Origin of the sequence: Pseudomonas sp. CCI3.1, from assembly GCF_034313985.1 — a bacterium.
Lineage (GTDB): Bacteria > Pseudomonadota > Gammaproteobacteria > Pseudomonadales > Pseudomonadaceae > Aquipseudomonas > Aquipseudomonas psychrophila.
The window spans coordinates 526163-547166 of sequence record NZ_JAVIWO010000001.1 but is presented as its reverse complement, the minus strand read 5'-3'; the positions used below and the strand labels follow the sequence as shown (position 1 = coordinate 547166).

19 protein-coding genes are annotated in these 21004 nt (G+C 57.7%); 5 read left to right on the top strand and 14 right to left on the bottom strand.

Annotated elements, in window-relative coordinates:
• Nucleotides 1–62 precede the first annotated feature (62 nt).
• Genes alkB through RGV06_RS02250 form a run of 3 tightly spaced genes read right to left on the bottom strand, consistent with a single transcriptional unit; the run spans nucleotide 63 to nucleotide 1213 of the window.
• Nucleotides 63–719: a DNA oxidative demethylase AlkB gene (alkB, locus tag RGV06_RS02260; protein WP_322149240.1), complete on the bottom strand. Its 657-nt coding sequence runs from the start codon at nucleotides 717–719 to the stop codon at nucleotides 63–65.
• Between the two features lie 5 nt (nucleotides 720–724).
• A complete protein-coding gene (locus RGV06_RS02255) occupies nucleotides 725–892 on the bottom strand; it encodes a hypothetical protein (protein WP_019822775.1) in 168 nt (55 codons plus the stop codon).
• Between the two features lie 18 nt (nucleotides 893–910).
• Nucleotides 911–1213, bottom strand: coding sequence for a DUF1883 domain-containing protein (locus tag RGV06_RS02250; RefSeq protein WP_003445729.1), 303 nt, complete (start codon nucleotides 1211–1213; stop codon nucleotides 911–913).
• A gap of 208 nt (nucleotides 1214–1421) precedes the next feature.
• Here RGV06_RS02250 and RGV06_RS02245 point away from each other — a divergent pair, with 208 nt between their 5' ends.
• The 3 genes from RGV06_RS02245 to RGV06_RS02235 all read left to right on the top strand — a co-directional run bounded on the left by RGV06_RS02245 (nucleotide 1422) and on the right by RGV06_RS02235 (nucleotide 3532).
• A complete protein-coding gene (locus RGV06_RS02245; RefSeq protein ID WP_322149237.1) occupies nucleotides 1422–1775 on the top strand; it encodes a hypothetical protein in 354 nt (117 codons plus the stop codon).
• A gap of 183 nt (nucleotides 1776–1958) precedes the next feature.
• Nucleotides 1959–2609, top strand: coding sequence for a c-type cytochrome (locus tag RGV06_RS02240; RefSeq protein ID WP_019822769.1), 651 nt, complete (start codon nucleotides 1959–1961; stop codon nucleotides 2607–2609).
• Complete coding sequence (locus RGV06_RS02235) at nucleotides 2606–3532, top strand: c-type cytochrome (RefSeq protein WP_019822768.1); 927 nt, start codon at nucleotides 2606–2608, stop codon at nucleotides 3530–3532. The genes RGV06_RS02240 and RGV06_RS02235 overlap by 4 nt, the downstream gene beginning before the upstream one ends.
• 58 nt (nucleotides 3533–3590) lie before the next feature.
• Here RGV06_RS02235 and RGV06_RS02230 read toward each other — a convergent pair whose 3' ends face one another.
• Both RGV06_RS02230 and RGV06_RS02225 read right to left on the bottom strand, forming a co-directional pair.
• Nucleotides 3591–3872 (bottom strand): hypothetical protein, encoded by a 282-nt coding sequence (locus RGV06_RS02230; protein ID WP_019822766.1) that lies wholly within the window; start codon nucleotides 3870–3872, stop codon nucleotides 3591–3593.
• Nucleotides 3873–3905: 33 nt separating this feature from the next.
• Entirely contained in the window at nucleotides 3906–4088 is a 183-nt protein-coding gene (locus tag RGV06_RS02225) for a hypothetical protein (protein ID WP_019822764.1), read from the bottom strand.
• Between the two features lie 226 nt (nucleotides 4089–4314).
• On the opposite strand from RGV06_RS02225, the gene galU reads away from it, so the two are divergent.
• Nucleotides 4315–5154: a UTP--glucose-1-phosphate uridylyltransferase GalU gene (galU, locus tag RGV06_RS02220; RefSeq protein WP_019822762.1), complete on the top strand. Its 840-nt coding sequence runs from the start codon at nucleotides 4315–4317 to the stop codon at nucleotides 5152–5154.
• Nucleotides 5155–5288: 134 nt separating this feature from the next.
• Nucleotides 5289–6647, top strand: a complete 1359-nt coding sequence (gene gorA / locus RGV06_RS02215; protein ID WP_019822760.1) for a glutathione-disulfide reductase — start codon at nucleotides 5289–5291, stop codon at nucleotides 6645–6647.
• Between the two features lie 114 nt (nucleotides 6648–6761).
• Here gorA and bcsC read toward each other — a convergent pair whose 3' ends face one another.
• From bcsC to bcsE, 9 genes are read right to left on the bottom strand one after another with little or no spacing between them, the layout of a single operon-like run.
• A complete protein-coding gene (gene bcsC, locus RGV06_RS02210) occupies nucleotides 6762–10280 on the bottom strand; it encodes a cellulose synthase complex outer membrane protein BcsC (RefSeq protein WP_019822758.1) in 3519 nt (1172 codons plus the stop codon).
• Nucleotides 10268–11380, bottom strand: coding sequence for a cellulose synthase complex periplasmic endoglucanase BcsZ (gene bcsZ / locus RGV06_RS02205; RefSeq protein WP_322149235.1), 1113 nt, complete (start codon nucleotides 11378–11380; stop codon nucleotides 10268–10270). The genes bcsC and bcsZ overlap by 13 nt, the downstream gene beginning before the upstream one ends.
• A gap of 4 nt (nucleotides 11381–11384) precedes the next feature.
• Nucleotides 11385–13712, bottom strand: a complete 2328-nt coding sequence (bcsB, locus tag RGV06_RS02200) for a cellulose biosynthesis cyclic di-GMP-binding regulatory protein BcsB (RefSeq protein ID WP_019822753.1) — start codon at nucleotides 13710–13712, stop codon at nucleotides 11385–11387.
• Nucleotides 13709–16312 (bottom strand): UDP-forming cellulose synthase catalytic subunit, encoded by a 2604-nt coding sequence (gene bcsA, locus RGV06_RS02195; RefSeq protein WP_019822752.1) that lies wholly within the window; start codon nucleotides 16310–16312, stop codon nucleotides 13709–13711. Before bcsA ends, bcsB begins: the two co-directional genes overlap by 4 nt.
• Nucleotides 16309–17031, bottom strand: a complete 723-nt coding sequence (gene bcsQ / locus RGV06_RS02190; RefSeq protein ID WP_019822751.1) for a cellulose biosynthesis protein BcsQ — start codon at nucleotides 17029–17031, stop codon at nucleotides 16309–16311. Before bcsQ ends, bcsA begins: the two co-directional genes overlap by 4 nt.
• Nucleotides 17028–17264 (bottom strand): cellulose biosynthesis protein BcsR, encoded by a 237-nt coding sequence (gene bcsR, locus RGV06_RS02185; protein ID WP_019822749.1) that lies wholly within the window; start codon nucleotides 17262–17264, stop codon nucleotides 17028–17030. Before bcsR ends, bcsQ begins: the two co-directional genes overlap by 4 nt.
• Nucleotides 17234–18880, bottom strand: coding sequence for a cellulose biosynthesis protein BcsG (gene bcsG / locus RGV06_RS02180; protein ID WP_322149234.1), 1647 nt, complete (start codon nucleotides 18878–18880; stop codon nucleotides 17234–17236). Before bcsG ends, bcsR begins: the two co-directional genes overlap by 31 nt.
• The gene (gene bcsF / locus RGV06_RS02175) at nucleotides 18867–19067 is read right to left on the bottom strand and encodes a cellulose biosynthesis protein BcsF (protein WP_082113398.1); all 201 of its coding nucleotides are present in this window, start codon (nucleotides 19065–19067) and stop codon (nucleotides 18867–18869) included. Before bcsF ends, bcsG begins: the two co-directional genes overlap by 14 nt.
• Nucleotides 19064–20611 carry a cellulose biosynthesis protein BcsE gene (gene bcsE, locus RGV06_RS02170; RefSeq protein ID WP_046809370.1) on the bottom strand — a complete coding sequence of 516 codons (1548 nt, stop codon included), beginning with the start codon at nucleotides 20609–20611 and terminating at the stop codon, nucleotides 19064–19066. Before bcsE ends, bcsF begins: the two co-directional genes overlap by 4 nt.
• Nucleotides 20612–21004: the final 393 nt, after the last annotated feature.

The window sequence follows — 21004 nt, the reverse complement described above, 5'->3', positions numbered from 1 at the left end:
ATTTATACAGCGCTTTGTACAGCCGTACTGAAATGGGAGGGAGGCGGGGTATTAAATGGAGCTCAGTCGGCCTGGCGCAGGGTGATATTGATCCGCTGTTGGCCCAACAGTGAGTGGTGTCCGGGTTTGATGGGCATCACGCCGTGAAACCGCAAGCGATCAACGCCACCCCAGACCACGATGTCGCCATGGAACAGTGAAATACGCTGACTCGGATCGCTGCGTTCGAACCCACCGAACTGAAAAACCGCAGGGAGTCCCAAAGATACCGACACGATGGGGGCAATAAATGAACGCTCGTTTTTGTCCTGATGGAGCGACATTTTGGCGCCCGGGGCATATGAGTTGATAAGGCAGGCATCGGGCACGAAATTCTCGAACCCTGCTACGCTGGCTGCAGCCTCGGCCAGTGTCAGGAAGACATCCGGCATCGCTGGCCAGGGACGTGCGTTCAACGGGTCGACAGGGCTGTAACGATACCCGTCGAGGTCAGTTGTCCAACCCCAATCGCCGCAACTGCTCAAACGGGCGGACATGGTGAAGCCGCCAGGCGTCTGCATCTGTCGTAAGGGAGACTGGAGCAAAACAGTATCGAGGGCCGCCAGCAGCTCTTTGATCCGGGGCAGGGCAAACCCGCGCAGCACAAACGCCTGGTCGCTGATGCGCTCGACACGGGCGGGCTGTTGCAGGTCCTGCTCGGCAAACAGGTCCAGAGACATGATGCTTAAAGTGCCTTGCTTGCCTTGATATCGGTGATCACATCGTCAGCATCGCTGTGGATCTTCTCAAGTGCTTCGCGGGCTTCCGTTTGCGAGCCAGTCTGAAGCTGGGCGAACTCAAAGCGGCGTTCGCCGTTGAGCTTGTACTTGATGACGTACTTGGTGGTTTGCACGGTAATTCCTGCCTTGGTTTAGCGAAGTTTAGAGCTGGAGCGGCGCACGATTTTAATGGTCGGCTGGAAGCTCGGCTTGCGGGTTACGCTGATCGCCCGGCTGGTGACGGTGTCAATGGTGATGTTCCAGAAACCGGTGCTCGGCGCGGTGATTCTCGCCGGGAAATCTTTGAATGCGCCGCCGTGATAGGAGTGACGCCCACCGTTTTTGAAGCTGCGAAAGTGCGCATCGCTCATCAGGCGGATGTTGCAAGGTTGGGAGCACTCGATGACAACAATGTCATCCTCGTTGAGGTGCTCACGTTGGTGAATAAATTTCATTTGCGCTCCAGAATGGGAATCTGCTTAAAAATCAGCACGATAGCATGTGCTTTAGACCAGTCAGGTGGCTAAAGGCGAGTATTATGCCGTGATGCAGGTGAGTTTGACGTAAAACGTGGATAATCCGCCACTATTGAGTATTTATTCACTATGCCCATGGAGAAATCCTGAATTTCTGCTGTCGTAGGGTCTTTAACGGAGAAAGTTTATGAAGTGGGGCGTACTAGCGGCGGTGCTGGCTTTGGGTGGTTGTGCATCCGTCACGGATATTGAGCAGACTCTGCCCACCATGAATGTGATTTCAGGCAAGAAGCCGAATGCCTACGCTCAGTGTGTGGTGCAGCAACTGTCCATGACGCGCAAGGCGCCACAGATTGAGCCGCACAAAGAAGGATTTCGGATCATCGTCCCTCAAAAGTTGACGTCCAATCCTACAGCGGTGATTGATATCGAAGAACGCTCCGGTGGCAGCAGCATCAAGGTCTTCGAAAGCATGTCCAATGTGCCGGTTCGTCCGGGCGACATCCGCAAAGCCGCAACACACTGTATTTCTGGCGACTGAGCTGCCGCTTCGGTTAACGCTCTGCAGCCCCCGAACCTGACAACTGCCTTGCGCGGTGTCAGGTTTTTTTTCGCCTCGGGCCTGGTTCAGGCCCACTCCAATGTTGTGAGCCCCTGGGAAATCTCCTAGGATCTATATGCTTATATTTTGTAGGCCTAAGCATATAACAATAATGGAGTGGCCATGATTCCACTTAAACCAACGCTACTGAGCAGCGTGATGTTACTCGCCTTCACCAACGTTCAGGCCCAGCCGTCCCCCAACCTCTATCTGCAGGGTGGAGCCCAGCCGGGTGCTACCGCCTGTGTGGCTTGCCACGGTGCAGATGGCATGGGATTGGCACCAGCCGGTTTTCCGCGATTAGCCGGTATTTCTGCCGATTACCTGAGTAAGCAGTTGCACGATTTCCAAAGCGGAAAACGGGTCAGTCCAGTAATGCAGCCATTGGCCAAGTCGCTGACCGACCAGGAAATAACCGCTGTCACCACCGCCATCGCCGCGATGCCAGCACCTGAAGTGCCTGCCATCAATCGCAGCAGCATGCCCGCAAGCCTGGGCGAAAAACTGGCCCTGCGCGGCGCCTGGGATCGACAGATCCCCGAGTGCGTCAGTTGTCATGGGCCCGGCGGTGTAGGGGTGGGGAGCGCTTTTCCGCCACTGGCCAATCAACCTGCGATGTACCTGACGGCGCAGTTGAATGCGTGGCGAGACGGGTCTCGACACAATGATCCCAATGACTTGATGGGCCATATCGCCAAGGCCATGACCGAGGATGAAATCAAGGCGGTTGCCGAGTATTTCGCCAACGTGGGTCACAAGGAGGTCACCCCATGAACATGCTGACGCCAGTCTGTGCAGTTTCAATCCTCCTGAGCTCCGGGGCTTATGCCGCGACCATTGCGATGGAGGATCAGTCCCAGATCAAAACACCTGCAGCAGTCGATCACGGCACGGTTTACTTTCAGCCGCCACTGCAGAGCGAATTGCCGGACAACGCTTACGGCAAAATGGTGCTGGACGGCTATGCCCTGTTTGTCGATACCAAACGCCAGGCTCCGAAATTTGTGGGTAACGGACTTAACTGCACCAATTGCCACCTGGATCAGGGCCGGATGGCCAATTCGGCACCTCTGTGGGGCGCGTACCCCATGTACCCGGCCTACCGTAAGAAAAACGACAAGGTCAATACGTTTGCCGAGCGCTTGCAGGGTTGTTTTCAATTCAGCATGAATGGCGGCACACCTCCTGCGGCCGACAGTCGAGAGATTACTGCGTTGTCGACCTACGCCTACTGGCTATCGACCAAGGCGCCTACGGGGGTTGAGTTGCCTGGTCGCGGATACCCGGACGTTCCCGAGCCCTCAGGGGGTTACAACCTGGCGCGCGGTGCAGCGGTGTACCAGGCTCAGTGTGCCATTTGCCATGGTGACAACGGGCAGGGGCAAAAAGTTGGAGAGGACTACGTAATGCCGCCGTTATGGGGCAAGGACTCTTACAACTGGGGTGCCGGGATGCATCGGATCAATACCGCTGCCTCGTTCATCAAGCACAACATGCCCCTGGGCAAGGCCAACAGTTTGAGTGACGAGCAAGCCTGGGACGTGGCGGCCTATGTAAACACCCACGAACGGCCGCAGGACCCGCGTTTGGTCGAAGGATCAGTGGAAAAAACCCGGGTCAAGTTTCACGCCAATGACGGAGTCAATGCTTATGGTCAAACCATTGATGGCGTGTTGATCGGGCAAGGCGTCAAGTAAGCCCGGGTGCCGCTAAAGCCTTGCACTTTAGCGGCATCCGCTGACGCCCGTGGGCAAGCTATTTGCAAGCCACCACGATGTTTCGGCTGTTGAAATTGCCTACGTCTACGCCCAGTGTCTTGTCGCGTTCTTTGACCGCAGGCGAGCCATCAGTGCCCATGATGGTGTAGCCCGTACCGGCACAGGAGGCTTCAGCTTTTTCGTAGCACTTGGCCCACGACATGGCTTCGCCAGAGCAGTCTATGCTCAAGCCTTGCTTGCCGTCGGCCAGATAGGTACTGGACGCGGTTGCACAACCGCCCAGTGTGGCCAGTACGAGTAATGTCAGAATGTTTTTCATCGAGGTAGTGTTATCACGTAGGTAGGTTTAATTTTATTTGCTGCGTCGACGAGCGGGAGGGGCAGGCTGGTCCTGGAAAACCGAGGCAACCTCTGCGGCAACCTGTTGCGAATCGAAAGGACCTGCAACGTTTTCACCGGACGCATCAAACACGCACCACTCGCCCTTTTCATTGGGTTTGATTTCATAACCGTTGACGCTGATTGTTGCGGACATCGAAGAGCTGCCTGATTGGCTGGATTAATGGCCTGATGATAGCGCAAGAGCAACAGGGGTGTTGCTAAACACGATGGGCCAACAATCAAAATCAATCGTAAAGGAACTAACGCTCAAAATATTTATCTAGGTTGGCATCAGTTTGCTATCGAGAGGCATTGTAACGTCGATGCCGCCTGATTAGACTGCGCCAAAATTGGAACGTACAGCCCTTTAAAGGACTCATATGATCAAGAAATGCTTGTTCCCAGCAGCCGGTTACGGCACTCGCTTTTTGCCAGCGACAAAGGCCATGCCTAAAGAAATGCTGCCGGTGGTGAACAAGCCACTGATCCAGTACGGGGTTGAAGAAGCACTGGACGCTGGCTTGACTGAAATTTCCATCGTAACGGGCCGTGGCAAGCGCGCTCTGGAAGACCACTTTGACATCAGCTACGAGCTGGAAAACCAGATCAAGGGTACTGACAAAGAAAAGTACCTGGTGGGTATCCGTCGCCTGCTGAGCGAATGTTCGTTCTCTTACACCCGTCAAACCGAAATGAAAGGCTTGGGTCACGCAATCCTGACCGGCCGCCCACTGATCGGCGACGAACCTTTTGCCGTAGTGCTGGCGGACGACTTGTGCGTCAACCTGGATGGCGACGGCGTCCTGACGCAGATGGTCAAGCTGTACAACCAGTACCGCTGCACTATCATCGCGATCCAGGAAGTTGATCCTGCCGAAACCAACAAGTACGGCGTGATCGCTGGCGAAATGATCGGTGATGACCTGTACCGCGTGCGTAACATGGTTGAAAAACCGGCACCTGAAGATGCTCCGTCGAACCTGGCCATCATCGGTCGCTACATCCTGACCCCGGACATCTTCGATCTGATCAAACAGACCGAGCCTGGCAAAGGCGGTGAGATCCAGATCACCGACGCCCTGATGAAACAGGCACAAAACGGTTGCGTGATCGCGTACAAATTCAAAGGCCAACGCTTTGACTGCGGCGGCGCTGAAGGCTACATCGAAGCAACCAACTTCTGCTTCGAAAACTTCTACAAAACCGGCAAGGCTTACTAATAGCGCCGAGTTGTAGAGAGCTTCAAAAGAAAGCCACCCTCGGGTGGCTTTTTCGTTTTTTTGCCTTCGCTAACCTGCGGCGCTGGCCAATCGCGCCGAAGTGATTATGCTGATGGCCTGCCTAGGAGATAGAAATGGCCTACGAATTTGATCTGTTTGTAATTGGTGCGGGTTCTGGCGGTGTGCGTGCTGCCCGTTTTGCTGCAGGTTTCGGCGCAAAAGTGGCCGTAGCCGAAAGCCGCTACTTGGGGGGGACATGCGTCAACGTGGGTTGTGTCCCTAAAAAGCTGCTGGTGTACGGCGCGCATTTCGCCGAAGACTTTGAACAGGCTTCAGGTTTTGGCTGGAGTCTTGGAGAGGCGAACTTTGACTGGGCGACTCTGATCGCCAACAAGGATCGCGAAATCCATCGCCTGAACGGCATTTATCGCAATCTGCTGGTGAACAGCGGCGTTACCTTAATGGAAGGTCACGCCAAACTGACCGGGCCTCATGAAGTTGAGGTCAACGGTCAGCGCCACACCGCCAAGCACATTCTGATCGCCACCGGTGGCTGGCCACAGATCCCCGAGATCCCGGGCCATGAGCACGCGATCAGCTCCAACGAAGCGTTCTTCCTCAACACTTTGCCCAAGCGTGTACTGGTGGTGGGCGGTGGTTACATCGCCGTTGAGTTTGCCGGGATTTTCCATGGCCTTGGTGCACAAACCTCCTTGCTGTACCGCGGTGAAATGTTCCTGCGCGGTTTTGACGGTGCGGTGCGTAAGCATTTGCACGAAGAGCTGACCAAGCGCGGCATGGATGTTCAGTTCAACGCCGATATCGAGCGCATCGACAAACAGCCTGACGGCAGCCTGAAAGCCACGCTTAAAGACGGTCGTGAGCTGATTGCCGATTGCGTGTTCTATGCCACGGGTCGACGCCCGATGCTCGATAACCTGGGCCTGGAGCACACCGGGGTCAAACTCGACGAGCGCGGCTTTGTGGAAGTGGACGATCTGTACCAAAGTGCCGAGCCGTCGATTCTGGCCATCGGCGATGTAATCGGTCGCGTGCAGTTGACTCCGGTGGCGCTGGCTGAAGGCATGGCCGTAGCACGCCGCCTGTTCAAGCCTGAGCAATATCGCCCGGTCGATTACCAAATGATCCCGACAGCAGTGTTCAGCCTGCCCAACATCGGCACAGTGGGCCTGAGCGAAGAGCAGGCCATTGAAGCCGGGCACAAGGTGCAGATTTTCGAGAGCAGCTTCCGGCCGATGAAACTGACACTGACCGAGTGCCAGGAACGTACGCTGATGAAACTGGTGGTCGACGCCGACACCGACAAGGTGCTGGGTTGCCATATGGTCGGCCCGGAGGCGGGGGAGATCGTGCAGGGCCTGGCGATTGCCTTGAAGGCGGGGGCGACCAAGCAGCACTTCGACGAAACCATCGGGGTACACCCGACGGCCGCCGAAGAGTTTGTGACCATGCGTACGCCGGTCAAGCGCTGAACCGTATAGCTCTGTAACGCTGTCAGAGTAAGTTCAGCCGTGGGAGCGAGCCTGCTCGCGAAGAACATTTCGCGAGCAGGCTCGCTCCCACGAGACCTTCACCGGTTTGCGCTGTTACCTGAAGTCGGCATACGGCACCAACGGCTGTACCGGCAATGGCAAGTTCCCCTGCCAGACGTCGAAGGTATAACGCAGATAGAGCATCGCCCGGCTGGGTGCATAGTCATCACTGTGCTGATAAAGCACGCCGCCACCCAGCACCAGGTTGTCTGACAGCCTGCGTTCCGCCAGGGCTTGCAAGCGATAGCCAATGCCACTGCTGCTACTGCCGCTCTTGGTCAATGAGGGGTCGCTGACGATGTCATAGCCCCCCTGATTCAACACGTCAGTCAGTTGGCTCACCGAGTTGTCCAACGGGTAGAGGTCGCTGCTGCTGGTTTTGGATTTGGACCAGCTCACCGAGCTTTCCAGGGATACCGACCAGTTGGCATTACGCCAGGCATAGTTGAGCGGAACACCGATCGAGTAATACTTCTGCGGGCTGTAATAGCCGCCCTGGCCGAGGGTGTACTCGCTCAGATCCTTGTCATATCCCCAGTACATGACGGTAAGACCGGTGCGCAGACGCTCGTCAGCCCGCTCGACCAAACGGTAGTAATACCCGGCCATGGCCGTGCTCTTGTGATTGTCCTCGACGTTTTTACCGCGTAGCCAATGCTGTCCAAAACTGGCCCAGACCCCATCCTTGCCGCCTTCGTCGTGGCTCAGGCCCAAGGTCAGCCCGTTGGTCGTCACGCCGCCCCACGTGATGCCCGTAAGCGGATCCTTTGCACCGGCATAAGACAGGATGGAGTTGCTCATGGGCCGACGGGAACCGGTCAGTGTCCAGCCTACGGAGCCGATCTTGTTGCTGTACGCAATGCCGCCCAGCCAGTTGGGTACTTTGAAGGTGTCCGGGGTACGACCAAAATCGACTTCCCAGTTCGGATTTTTCCAGCCCACCGCCATCATCGTCCCCCTGGCCGATTGTGAACTGTCCTCACACCCCTCATTGCCTGAGCGAGTTTGTCCCACCTGGCACGTGCCATATGCCTCGGTAACTCGGCCCTCATCGTTAACGTCAAAATCGCCGGCATTCAGGCTCAATTGCTCAGCTCTTACAAAGCCTTTTCCGTCATAGACGGGTAAATCCAGTTGCAGGATGGTGGACTGAGTGACGGTATCGGAAGTGCCTTTGGAGGCATCATCCGAGCGCCATCCGTAATCGGTGTACAGGTGGACCGTAGGGTTTTGCCGTTGGTACAGCTCGTCCACGTCGCTGCGCAAGCTGCTTGCCAGCCACTGGTCATCGTCTTTCTCGCGACTGGCCATGGTCATGGCGCGGTTGTCCCGGGGGTTGGCCTGCTCAGGAGTAATCAGGCCCGCCGCCGCCATGCTGCTGGCGTAGTAATCCAGCGCCTGTTGCGGTTCCTTGGCCGACATCAGCCGTGCCGCATCGCGATAAACCAATGGATCGGGCTGAGGCGATTTCAGCAACTGCGCATAGATGGCCTGTGCTTTGTCGGGCTCACCCACAGCGACCCATGCACTGGCCACTCGACGTTGCTCGGAAGGCGTCAGCACAGTGCCCGGGGCTGGATTGAACTGTGCTAGCTGCTGGCGAGCTGCAGGCAGTTGCTGGCCGGCAATCAGGGTTTCGATTTGCCCCAGTCGTGCCCCGGTATTGCCAGGGTCCGTCTTGAGCACCTGGAGATAAAGGCTTTGTGCTTGCACGTAGTCGCCGCGTTCCTGGGCCCAGCCTGCGACAGTCATCAGGTCGTCGCTGTCGCCCGTTTGCATCAACAGCGCAATGGCTTGTGGCTCTTGGCCAGCTGCGCGCAGGCTTTCGGCACGAGCAACCAGTACGTTGCGCTGCAGACGGGAGTCCAGTTCACGCATGGAGTCGTTCCACTGCGCCTTGGGCAATGTCTCCAGGGCGCTCAAGGCACTGGCGTCGCGGTCGGTGTTTGAAAGATAGAGCGCGTACGCGTACACGGCTTCAGGGTTACGGCCCTGACGGGTCATCAACTGTTTGAAGCTGTCGTCGGCTGCACCAGGCTGTTTGATTTCGCGCTGGGCGTTGGCCAGGCGGTAAGTCACCCAGGGTTCATCGGGGTTCACGTTACGTATCTTGCTCAGCAACCCCGCCACTTGCGGCCAGTCCTTGCGCTCAGTAGCTGCATCGGCTTGCTGATTCAGTTCGTCCAGCTCCATGCTCTGGCGCAACCCGGAGAATTCCTTCTGGCTGGAGGCGGGCAGGCCATTGAGGAACACCTTGGCCTTTTGCGGGTCCTGGGCACTGTACAGGCGAACCAGGCCACGTACGGCGCTGCCATTACCTGGCTCCAGGCGACGGGCCTGTAACAGCAGGGCTTCAGCCTGAATATCGTCATGCTCGGCTTGGGCAACGCTGGCCAGGCCAATGAGTGGGTCGGCGTCGGCGGGCTTGGCCTTGCGGGCCTGTGAAAATGCGTTACGTGCCGCTGGCAGGTTCTTCTGCTCAAGAGCCTTGTCGCCCTGGCTGAGCAACATGCGGTACCGACTGGCGTCCATCAGGTCCTGCCACTTGCTGATGTTGGAGGTATCTTGCTCCTTGGTTCGCGCTGTGGAAAAGCTGGTGTTGGCTTCGGCATAGCGGCCCTGACGAAACAGCGCCATGCCCAGGGCACCGTAGAGGGTCGGATCGTCCGGGTATTGCTTGAGGGCGCGGCGCAATTGCCCTTCAGCGGCCACCGGATTGCGCGACTGATCAATCATCTGCTTGCCTTGGGTGCCCGCGTTCCACGCCGGGTCGCCCAGCAAACGCTGCTGTTGTTGCAGGTTCTTGTTGGCCTCACCGATCAGTGGGGAATTGGGGTAGCGGGCGATAAACCCCTGCCAGGCCTGGGCCGATGTACGGTCGATGGGCAGTGTGCCGAGGTAGGTGTATTCACGCTCGGCCGCAGCGTTACTGGCAATCGGATCGCTGGACAGTTGTTGCAACACGGCCAGGGCTTCTGGCGCGCGTTTTTCCCGGAACAACAAGTCGGCCAGGGTTTGGCGCAGGCCTGCGTTGCCCGGGTACTGTTTGTCCAGTGCGCGCAGCTGATCGATAACCTGAGGATGCTGGCCCGGGATATTACTGCGAATGCGCAGGTATTCCAGTGCCGTGGCGAAATCGGGCGGGGCATTGCCAAAGAGTCGCTCAAAGATGGCAACGGCTTCTTCTGGCCTGCCGGCGGCAGCAAACAGGCGCGCCTGCTGCAGGTCTTTCTGGCTTTGCGGGTCTTGCAGTTTCATCAGGCTCTGGGCCTGACGCAGTGCCGAAGAGTCAGGGGCTACATTTTGCAACTGCGCCAGTCGCTGGCGGGCCAATTCCGGATTTTTGTCCAGCAATGCCTGGCGAATCGAAGCGACCAGCGCCTGCGGGTTATTGGGGGAGATCAATTGCAGACGTGCCAATGAGTCGCGTACCAGATCTTCGCGGTACATGGCTTCACCGATACGTACCTGCTCCAGTAGCCACTGCTGTTGTTCCTGCACGGTAGTCGGCTGTGCAACGGCTGCAGTGGACAGTCCACCGAGCAGGAACGCCCATGTTGTTATTTTTGGCATGTGTTGATCCACCCAGGTAAAAGCTGCCCATCCTTGTCAAAGCGATAGCGTTCTTCATCCCAGCCCTGGCCGAACAGCAGCAACGACTGGTTGTAATAGGCATCGGCCGCAGGCGGCTGTTGCTGTATTCGTGCCTGTTGTACGCCCAGCGCGGGGGAATCCAGGCTTGCCAGTAATGGCAGCATGGCGGCGGAAAACCCCACCGGCCCCGTTCCGGTGTACTTGCCGGTCACTGCATTCACGCTTTCTGGTGGATGGCCCAGGGTTTGAGTGAGGTTGGCCATGGGTGCAAAGTGCTGTTGCAGGGTCTGCCGCTCGGGCGCGTCCTGAGCCAGCATCCCGACCCACAGGTAGACGCGAATTGCATCGTAGTCGCCCTGCGAACCGTCCTTGGTGTCGGGTGCCCAGCCACCCCCGGCTTTCCACAGCAGCCAGTCAGGGGCAAAGCCCTTGGGAGAGCCCTCGATCAGCATGCGTTGCTGATTGTTCGCCAGTTCAGCCCAGATCGGTGAGATACGGGCAAAGCGTGCCAACAGTTGCGGTGGCAAGTAACTGGGGTTCAGGCGCCAGCCTTTGGGGCTGTCAAAACCCACATCACCGGGCAACAACATCAGGCCCAGCCCGGGCATCTTGCGCAGGCTTTGGGCCGCACTGCGCCAGAGCATGTTTTGCCCCAGCGCCACGTACTCGGGCCATTGCCACAGTCGTCCGGCTTCAAGCAGGCTGTAGGCGATCCACAGATCTGCATCGCTGGCATTGTTACTGTCCAGGATGTGCCACTGGCCGCTTTTGTCGCGGCCCCATTGCCAGGCGGGCAGATTCTTCTCCAGGCTGCCATCTGCAAGGTTGTTGCGGGTCCATTCGAGAATAGTCGCGAAGCTTTTCTTGTCGTTGCCGAGCAAGGCAAAAAACAGCCCGTAACTTTGCCCTTCCGAGGTCGTGATCAATTGTGCCGACGAGCCATCAATGATGCGCCCGTCGCTGCTCATCATGGTTTTCTTGTAACTGTCCCAGGCGGGCCAGTCACAGGACGCCGCACTCGCCACCAGAGGCAGATAACCCAAGGTGGACGTCAGGGCGAGTGCGGCAAATCGTTTCATGGCCTTAGTCATCCTTGTGCAGACGACGGTTGGCCGCCCAGCTCAGGGCACGCCACAGCAGGAAGGCGCTGAGCAGAACACTGACCACGGCCAGTACGGCCAGCAGTACCGGGTGCTCGGACAGCTGGTACCACAACAGCAGGTACCACGGCAGGTTACCGACAAAGTACTGATCACCGACCAGTTGGCTGTATACGCCGCTGCTGCGAACCAGTGCAACGGAGCCTGCAACTGCGTCCAGCTTGCCACTGTCGCCCATGGCTTCACGCAGCAGGTTGTAGTCCGCATCTTCATTGCCCAGCAGCGCGACGATGCTGCGCTGATTGTGGGTGGGGGACTGCATGCCCAGCATGGCTGCAATAGGTGCCTGGGCGGTCACTTCGGTTCTGTTGGCCGGTATATTGCGCCCGTCAGTTGAGGGGCCGCGGCGGTTGTTGGCGTCAATGCCAGTGGTGCCATAGGGCTGCACCAACATGTCATGCTGACGTTGCAACAGTACGCTCAGGTCTGGATTGTCGCGCAACTCGGGGGCCATTTCTCCCAGTAACAGCAGGTCGACGTCTTCCTTGGAGGCTGCCGCCCAGTCATTGCTCAGGCGCACACCGAAGGCCGGGTAACCGGAGCGGGCAGAAATACCCGAGACAGCTTCTAGCAGTGTGCTGATTTGTGTCGGAGTAGGGTTGCTAGGCACGACCACGATGGATTCCGACATGTCGGCCATGCGGCTGAACGGGAAGCCACTGCGCACGAATGCCTTGAGGTCCGGCATGCTGATGTAGTGGTGATAACCGGACATGTCGATGGTGGAATCTTCATCGATGATTGCCTGGGTATTGGCCGGCAGGATGGTCTGGCAGCGATCACGCTGGGAGCTGCCAACGGTGCTGGCGAAGTTGAAGTCAAAACGCAGGCGGTTGCGGTCGCCGATTTTCAGCGACGGCACGATCAACTTGTCATTGACGTTGGCCGTGTCGTTGGACAAGACAGCCAGACGCAGCTCTTCAAGGTTGCTGGTGTCCTTGCGCAACAACGGCAGGCTGGTGATGAACTGGTCGTTGAGGCTGATATTCAGACGTGAGTCATCATTGGCCGATGGCGCGGTGTAGCGGTATTGCGTTCGCAGCGGGATACCCTGGTTACGCCACACGAAAAGATCGGGTGGCAGATTCACATCCAGGGTGATGGGGCGCGGCTGCAACCCGCTGACCTGCAATTGTTGCGGGTAGGTAATCAGCTCGGCAAAACGCACTGGCCGGTCGGTACGCATCCAGGCCGGTGCATCGTAAGGTTTGCGCGGCTGCAGTTCCTGAACCTTGTCGATGGTGACGCGCGAACCGCGCAGCAGATTACCGCCCAGGGCCAGTGCCTTGGCAGCAGTGGTCAGGTCTTCTTCGTTACGGCCCATGACCAGCAGGATCTTGCTGTAAGGCGCATCCGGATGATTGATCATTTCAACCACAGGCGCGGTCACGGCCGGGAATTTCTCCAGATCGCTCATGAAAGCAGGGCGGTGATCATTGGTGGCAAACACCACGGTTGGCTGGACCGCATCTTTGTTCTGTACCCCTGGCAGGGAATCGAACGACACCGGGAAGCTGGCTCCGCGCCAGTTGGACTGACTGCCGAAGTAGGAGGCCAGGATCGCGGCCGCTTTCTGCTCGCCCAGGGTAGGGTTGGCGGCGAACACAAATGGCAGTTCGAGTTTGCTGTTGTTGCGTGGATCAAAGAATGGCAGCGGGAAAAATGCCAGATCGTTCTGCAGGCTCAGGGCCTGCTCTTGCAGGGTGATACCGCTACCGCGGCTGATATTGACCCACAAGGTATTGTTGGCCGGATCTTCGCAGATGTCGGTGTAATGGCCGACAAACTCCAGCCGTACGCGGTTGAAGTCCGAAACCAGTCGCGGATCGAGGGCCATCTTTTGCGTGGTTTTACGCCCCAGATGGTCTTTCTCGATTGGCAGCACGCCCATCAGCACATCGTTGAGGTACACCCGTATGTGTGAAAGCGTCGGGATCAATGCAGGCGAGGGCGTGTACTCAAGCTGCAGGCTGGCATCACTGGCAATCCGGTCGCGGCGCAGGCTGAATTCCACCACGTCGGAGCTGTTGATACCCAGCAGCAAGGTGTCAGTGGCACGGCCCAATTGCTCAAACGAGTAGGTCACCGGCCAACTTGGCAGCACCTGATCCGTCTGCGCAAACGCAGGCTTGGGCAGAGGGGCGGGCACAGGTGAATTGCCAGGTAAAGGCAAGGGAGCCGACATCAGCTGTGAGGCGAAGGTCATCAGCGCGAGGCTGGCGAAAATAGCTTTTTTAGATAGACGACTCATGATCTGCTCACTGGCCGGGAGATAAGGGGAGTAGCTGCTTTGGGCATGCGCGGCAAAAAGCTGCCCAGCCACTGAAAAATGCGCAAAAACGGTTTTGCCAAGACGCGTATCCACGTCGGCAGGTATTCATAGAGGCGGTAATAGCCTTTGACGCCCAGGGCCAGAATTTCCTTGAGGCTCTGGATCGGTTTGTCGGCTTCAAACCCACTGTTATGGTCAAGCCAGGCATCAGCGCGACCAAAGGTGCACTGCACAAACTCAATCTTTTGTTCGGGCGGCAACTGGGCAAAGCTCAAACCGATGAATCGCTCGCTGGAACGGGTCAGGGTACCGGTGAACACAAATTCACGATTACCCCGCTGGAGAATCAGCGATACCTGCGTACCGACAGGCAGTTGCAGGGCCTGGCTCACTTGCACGCCGACACCACCGTCCGAGTAGTCCACCAGCTCACAAGGGTAGCTGTGACCGTCGGCCAATTTAATGGCACCGGGCAACCGGGCAAGTACGCGGTGCGTGGTACGCACCTGGCGCACCTCGGCGGCAACGGCTACGGCGGCACCGATGATCAGCAGGTTGTAAACCACCCACAGCACACTGACGAGGACAGTGAAGATCTCATCCTTTGGCCCGGTAAACAGGCGCCAGACCGCAAACCCCAGACCGACCACATTGAGCACCGACAGCACCAGGTACGGTTTGGCGGTTTGCCAGTCGAACTGGTTTTCTTCCATCATGCCGCCCTTGGCGGTCACGTTGAACTTGCCCCGCGACGGGCTGAACAAGGCCACGGTGGTAGGTCGTGCGATGTACCAGGCAAGTACGGTTTCGTACACCTCGCCCCAGAATGTCTGGCGATAAGCGCCTTGCATCCGTGAGTTGGTCAGGCTGGCGTGGATCATGTGCGGCAACACGTAGAGCAGGATCATCACGGCCGGGGCATAGATGATGTAGGCGTGAAACAAAAGAAAGGCCAGGGGCGCAGTCAGGAATACCAGCCGGGGCAAACCCACCAGGAAGTGCATCATGGCGTTGGTGTAGCAGATGCGCTGGAAGATCGTCAGGCCCTTGCCCAGCAACGGGTTGTCGGTGCGAAAGATCTGCACCATGCCCCGTGCCCAGCGGATGCGCTGACCGATATGGGCTGACAGGCTCTCGGTCGCCAGGCCGGCTGCCTGCGGGATACGCAGATAAGCCGAGGTCCAACCGTTGCGGTGCAAGCGCAGGGCGGTGTGGGCATCTTCGGTCACGGTTTCGACCGCGAACCCGCCAATGGAGTCAATTGCCGTACGCCGCACGATGGCGCAGGAGCCACAGAAAAACGCGGCGTTCCACATGTCGTTGCCGTCCTGGATCAAACCGTAGAACAACTCGCCTTCGTTGGGACGGTTACGGAAGGTGCCCAGGTTACGTTCGAACGGATCAGGTGACAGGAAGTGGTGCGGGGTTTGTACCAGCGCCAGCGTCGGGTCGCGCAGAAACCAGCCTACCGTCAGTTGCAGGAAGGAGCGGGCGGGCATGTGGTCGCAGTCAAAGATCGCCACCAGTTCGCCGTCGAGTAAAGTCAGTGCGTGATTGAGGTTGCCGGCCTTGGCGTGTCGGTTGTCAGTGCGGGCGATGTAGTTGATGCCCACCTCATCGGCGAATGTCTTGAAGCTGGGGCGGTTGCCGTCATCGAGCAGGTGAATGCGCAGCTTATCTTTCGGCCAGTCGATGCCCAGTGCCGCGTACACCGTGCCACGGGTGACGGACAGCTCTTCGTTGTATGTCGGAATCAACAAGTCAACCACAGGCCATTCGTTGATGTCCGCAGGCAATTGCGCCGGTTGGCGATTGAGCGGCCAGGAGGTCTGCACATAGCCCAGCAACAGGATCAGCCAGGAGTAGGTCTCGGCGATCAGCAAAATCAAACCGCAGATCAGGTCCAGATTGTCGTTCCAGTTCAACGTCGAGGTATAGCGCCACCACAGGTAGCGGCACGAGACGATAATGGACAGCACGATCAGCAACAACGTCGGAAAGCGCCCCGGCATACGGCGTACCAGCATGGCCAGTACCCACAGCAAAATAACAAACACCAACTGCGCCAGATAACCGAAGGGCTCGGTGATACACAGCACAATCAACGCCAGTGCCAGTATGCCGATAGCGATATACAGCACCTTGCGCATTGGCCAGCGCATGCTGTCCCACCAATGCGAGCCTTTGCTCACTTGCGGCCTGATGGTCGAAGGCAGATCGGCAAAGGTGTTGGACAGCAGGTTCCATGGCCGCTGCACGATCATCAGTACGGCCGACAGGTAGCCGCCCAGACGCTGGCGGAAACGCTGACGCCCGATCTGATCCAGGTTAGGCGTGCGTATCAGCAACAGCCACAAGGTTTGCACGACGTAACGCAGCGGGTCGCCAATGGAAGACCGCTTCTCGGCCAGGTGTGGATACAGGCGCCTGTGCTGCTCACGCAAGGCTTTCCAACTGGGCGATTCCAGGCGCAGAAAGATCCAGCCCAGGCCTTGTATCAGCGCCAGGCTAAAAGCTGTGAACCGGGTGCAGTTCTGCTCACGCCGCAAGCGTGTATAGGGAAACCAATGGGCAATCATTCAGCCCTCCTGCCGCGTAAGAGGCACCAACTGGCCAAGCTGATCACATCAAGGGCAATCAGGCTGGTGGGCGCATAACGCCCAGCGGGCTCGCTTCTGGCCAGGGCTTCACCCATGGCTTCGTCGGCGTGCAAGTTCACAGGCACCAGTGATTGGGTATAGCGGTGTTGCCAGATCAGCAGCAGGTCACGTTGCAACTGGCTGGCGGCATCGAACCGATTGACCAGAAACAGCGGCGTTTGCGCCAATTGCGGCTGCAACAGTACGTGGCAAGCAGCGTCGGCATTGAGCACCATGATTGAAATACTGCACTGCGGGTTGGCCATGTGGCCAGGCAAGCGCTGTGGCAGATCGAACAGTATCCAGTCAAAAGCGTCAGCCAGCGCGGCCTGGCGTTGACTCCAGAGTTGGGGCTGCTCAAGTAGCAGGCCATCGAGCCGGATGAATTCGTCCGGCTGCAGTTGCCCGTAAGGCAACACGCAGAGGCCGGGTTCAACACTCCAGGCATGCTCATGCCAGGGTTGCTGGTCCAGCGTCGCCCGGGCCCAACCTTCGCGAGGTGCCAGGTCCATGTTGAAGTGCAAGCCAAGTGAGTTTTCCGGGCACATGTCCACCAACAGCACTTTCTGGCCCAGCTCATGCAACGCATGACCCACTGCAGCCAGGATCGAGCTGGTGCCCACGCCACCCCGCACGCCACGCAAACTCATGGCGATCATGGGGTCTGCTCCGCGTCTTTTTGCAGATCAAGGGGCGTGTTGTGGTGTGCCTCCAGATAGGCCAGCAACGGCCAGCGCTCGAATGCCTGCAATAGCTCCATGTGCGCTGACACGTCGATATATTCCAGGGCGTGCAACTCCATCATCGACTTGAGCCGTGCAATATCATCAGCACGCTCTTTGCGCGAAAGGACATCGGCGCTTATTTGAACCGCTGTGGGTAAGGCAGCCATCCGCCGTTCTCCTTGATTCGCACATAGGGCTTGCCGTTGTAATCGAGCACAACGGTCCCTGAGTTTTCAGATACTTTCGGGGTTCTTGGAAGATCAGTCAGCAGCCTGGACCAGTCCACGGTCTGGCCATTGCTCAGTGCCGGGTCGGCATACAGGCGGGCAATGATTTCAGCGACCGCCAGGTAGCTGCTGGGCTCGCTGATATGGACAGGCGAGGATTGACCGTTGTCGCCCATGTTTATCAGTTTGATGCCAACCGGTACGTGAGTGATGGAGTCGCTCGGGATTTCGCGCATCCCGGCAATCTGCATGCGGTCACCGTGCAACGCCGCACCGTGCTCGGGCACGATGGCGACAACGACACGACGTCCACTTTTTTGCAGTTCCTTGAGGAAGGCATTGAGGTCGTCGAGCAGCACCTGTGCCCGGCTGCTGTAGTCAGCTGGCTGGGTGCCGCCATCCGCCTGCACTTGCCGGTTGCCGTCATGCAGGCTGGTGGTGTTGTAAAACAGCGCCATATTAGGCGTGTCTTCAGCCATACGGTGCTGCCACCATTTGCTCAATACATCGCGGTCACGCCAGATGGGCGAACCGTCAAAACCGACGTAGGTCCGTGGCAGCCCTGCAGGAACAACGCCCAGTGCCGGAGGCGGCAGTTGGCCCTGTTCGCGAACTTCCTGGAGGAATCCGTCGAATGCGCCGGTGTGATTGAGCATCAGCTCGTCGGAGAAACCCAGCTTGCGCAAGTCATCGAACAACAGGCACTGATCCGCCGGTTGCTTGTAGAGCTGCGCATGGGAGGTCTGGCCGCAACTGGCGCGCATCAAACGAATGGCTGCCGGGCCACTGTAGGCAGTGGCCGAGTTGAAGTTATCGAAAATCACGTCCATCTGGCTGAACAGCGTGTTATCACGCAAGCCCACCGCTTCCAGATCGTCCCAGGCCATGGAGCAAATATTGATGACCAGCAGGTCAAACGGTGGCGGCTTGACTGCAGGCTCCTTGAAGTCGACCTTGCGGGTCGACTCGTTGAGGTAAAACTTGTCCAGATAACCATTGAGCGTCGCGTCGTCCGGTTCGCCCACGCTGCTGGTTTGTCCGCCTGTGACGGTTTGGGTACCGGCCATTTGTGGCGCCACCGAAGGCGGCAGCAGCCACTGCAGGTTGCCCATGCCCAGCCAGGCAAAACCCAACAGGGTGAAGGTTGTCAGGCGCAACCACTGATTGAGGAACAGGTAGCCAACGACCAGCAGCAGCAACATGGCGCACACTTGCCAGTCGATAAAGCGTCCCAGCAGCTCGACAACGTAGTCAAAGGAGAAATCCAGTACGCCGGGCTGCGCCAGCAAACGGGTGAATGGCGGGAACCAGGTGTCCTGATACAACAGCGCTACGGCCACCGGGATGGCAATCAGGGTGCGCACACGGCGCAACACAGGGTTGGCGATCGGAATCAGCAGCACCGCTGCAAAGATCAGGTTGGGCAAAATCTGGATATTCAGATGCCCTGTCCAGGCCAACAGGAACTTGGCCAGGAAATAGAGGTTCCAGGCTCCCAGGCCGCGCCAGGGGCCGGCAATTTTTTGCGCCGCAGCGTCAGACTTATACAGACTCATCAGGCGTTCTCTGAGCAGGGCTGGCAGGCGTGCGACGTCGAACACCGCACGATTTCATATAACGAGGTGACAGGTACTGCTCGAAATGATTTTTCAAGAACCTTCGAATGCGCTGCCAAAACAGCGTCAGCAGTACGGTGACCACACAGGTCAGGGCAATGACATCGATCAGCTCAAGGAACGTCATGACTGCGGCTCACTGATAGGAAGCGTGAATCTTTGAGGATTTAACGGCGTGCGTTCACTGACGCCCGGTGTCGGCATAATGGCTGGAGCCTCGATGGGAATATGCAGATGCGTCGGTACCGCCGGTGCTTTTGTAAAGGTCTGAGCGTTCAGATCGGAAAGCCCGCTCAGCATGCGGCGCTGGGTAAACAGGTCACGCCAGGGCAGGCGACAGATGTTGCCCAGTGCTGGCTCCAGCCCGTCAGCGCGGCAGGCAAACAGAAACAGGTACAGCTCACCGTCCAGTAAGCAGGCAAAGTCGCCAAAGCGGCGAAGGCACATCTGGTTCAAAAACAACTCTTCGCCCAGACCCGGTACCGGCTCGAACTTCATCAACTGATGGGTCACTTCGCCGGAGCTGTCCCTATAGATCTGCGACACGGCCTCATAAAATTCACGGGGGCTCACCAGTCCGCGTATCTGCGGAGGGCGCTGACGCTCAAGCAATGTGTTGAAGTCGATACTCTGGGTGTATTGCCAGCGTTGGCCCTGGATACTTTCGATCATGCTCAGAAACCGTGAAAGCAGTGTGCCGTCAGGCACAATCAGGTTGGCGCCGCACGCCAGCAGCAGGCGTTCATCGCGATAGCGCACCGAAGGCTCCATTTCACGCACGACGATCTTCAATTCAGGACCGCAATGTTCCCGTAAATCGTGCAGCTGTTGAGCCAGGTCGAGTAACTGATAGCTATTGTCGATGCCCACGATGACGGTGGCCGCACGGGCAGTATCGGCGGCCTCAAGCAATGCCTCACGGCTTTCGAACAGATACCAGTGTTTTGACATTGACGGCGCGCCTTCAAGAACGGAGCGCTCGGCGAGGTATACGTGCTGATCGTCAGCCACCCGTGGCTGAGTATCGACAGCCGTTTGCGGGATAAGCGTCAGGGCATTGTTTTTATCGGAGAGTTTGAACTCCTGGCCTGCGGTGACGCCCAGATCGTTGTGCCAGAAGTGCAATTGGTAGCGCAGGTCGCCGTTGAAATGATAAAGACGGCTCAGACCGGACAGAGTCTGATTGAGTTGCAGCAATTGTGCATGTAACAACGCGGCTTCGCCGTGGGTGATCACCAGCAGCGTTGCGTTGCGCTCAAGAAGCCACCCACGTACGCGTTCGAGCCAGCGTTGCAACTGAGTAGCCGTAGTCGATTCGGTCCAGCTGTTTGAAGGCAGCACCAACAGGATCTGGCTTGAAGGGAGAATGCCGGCACGACCGAGATCGCGGGTCAGCGTGGCCAGTCCGGGTTCAATCACGCGCTGGGCAATTTCGAAGAGTTTGAGTTTGTCCGGACCTCGGTCGGGCGCCAGATCGCTGATGATGTCTTGCACCGAACCGGCGCCAGCAATCAGCGTGGCTGGCACGCTTTCGGGTAAAGCTTCAAGAAATTGCCTTACCAGCAGTTTTGCGTCAGTCGAGTGATCGACCGTGACCCAATACAAGCCGCCTGCACGCAAAACAATCTGTTGATCCAGCAATCCGCTGATGGCCAAACTGATATGAACCAAGCGTAAAGTCCCCCCAGGGAAAAGCATTTATTGAGGCGTCTGGCACTGTCAGCCATGCAGAACAATCACTATCGCCTGTTGGGCTAACCTTTTATGGCGCCAATAGAATGACTGTCAACATGCAACCAAGTGTTTCTGGCCGTTTATTTTTATGTTCGTGCTGTCTGTATCGTTCTTCACAAGCGTAGTACTACCGCTCATTTTGTGTCGGAAAGTGAGCAGCTTATCACCGTAAAATTATCAAGCCCATGATTTACAGTGGAAATAAGTCAAAAAAATACCGCTTGTGTGATGATAGTCATTAAATTGGCACCACGACCTTAGGGCTTGATATGCAAGGCCTGCAGGGAATGCCTGGTGCGTATGGGGGTGTAAAGTGCCTGAGACGGCTGC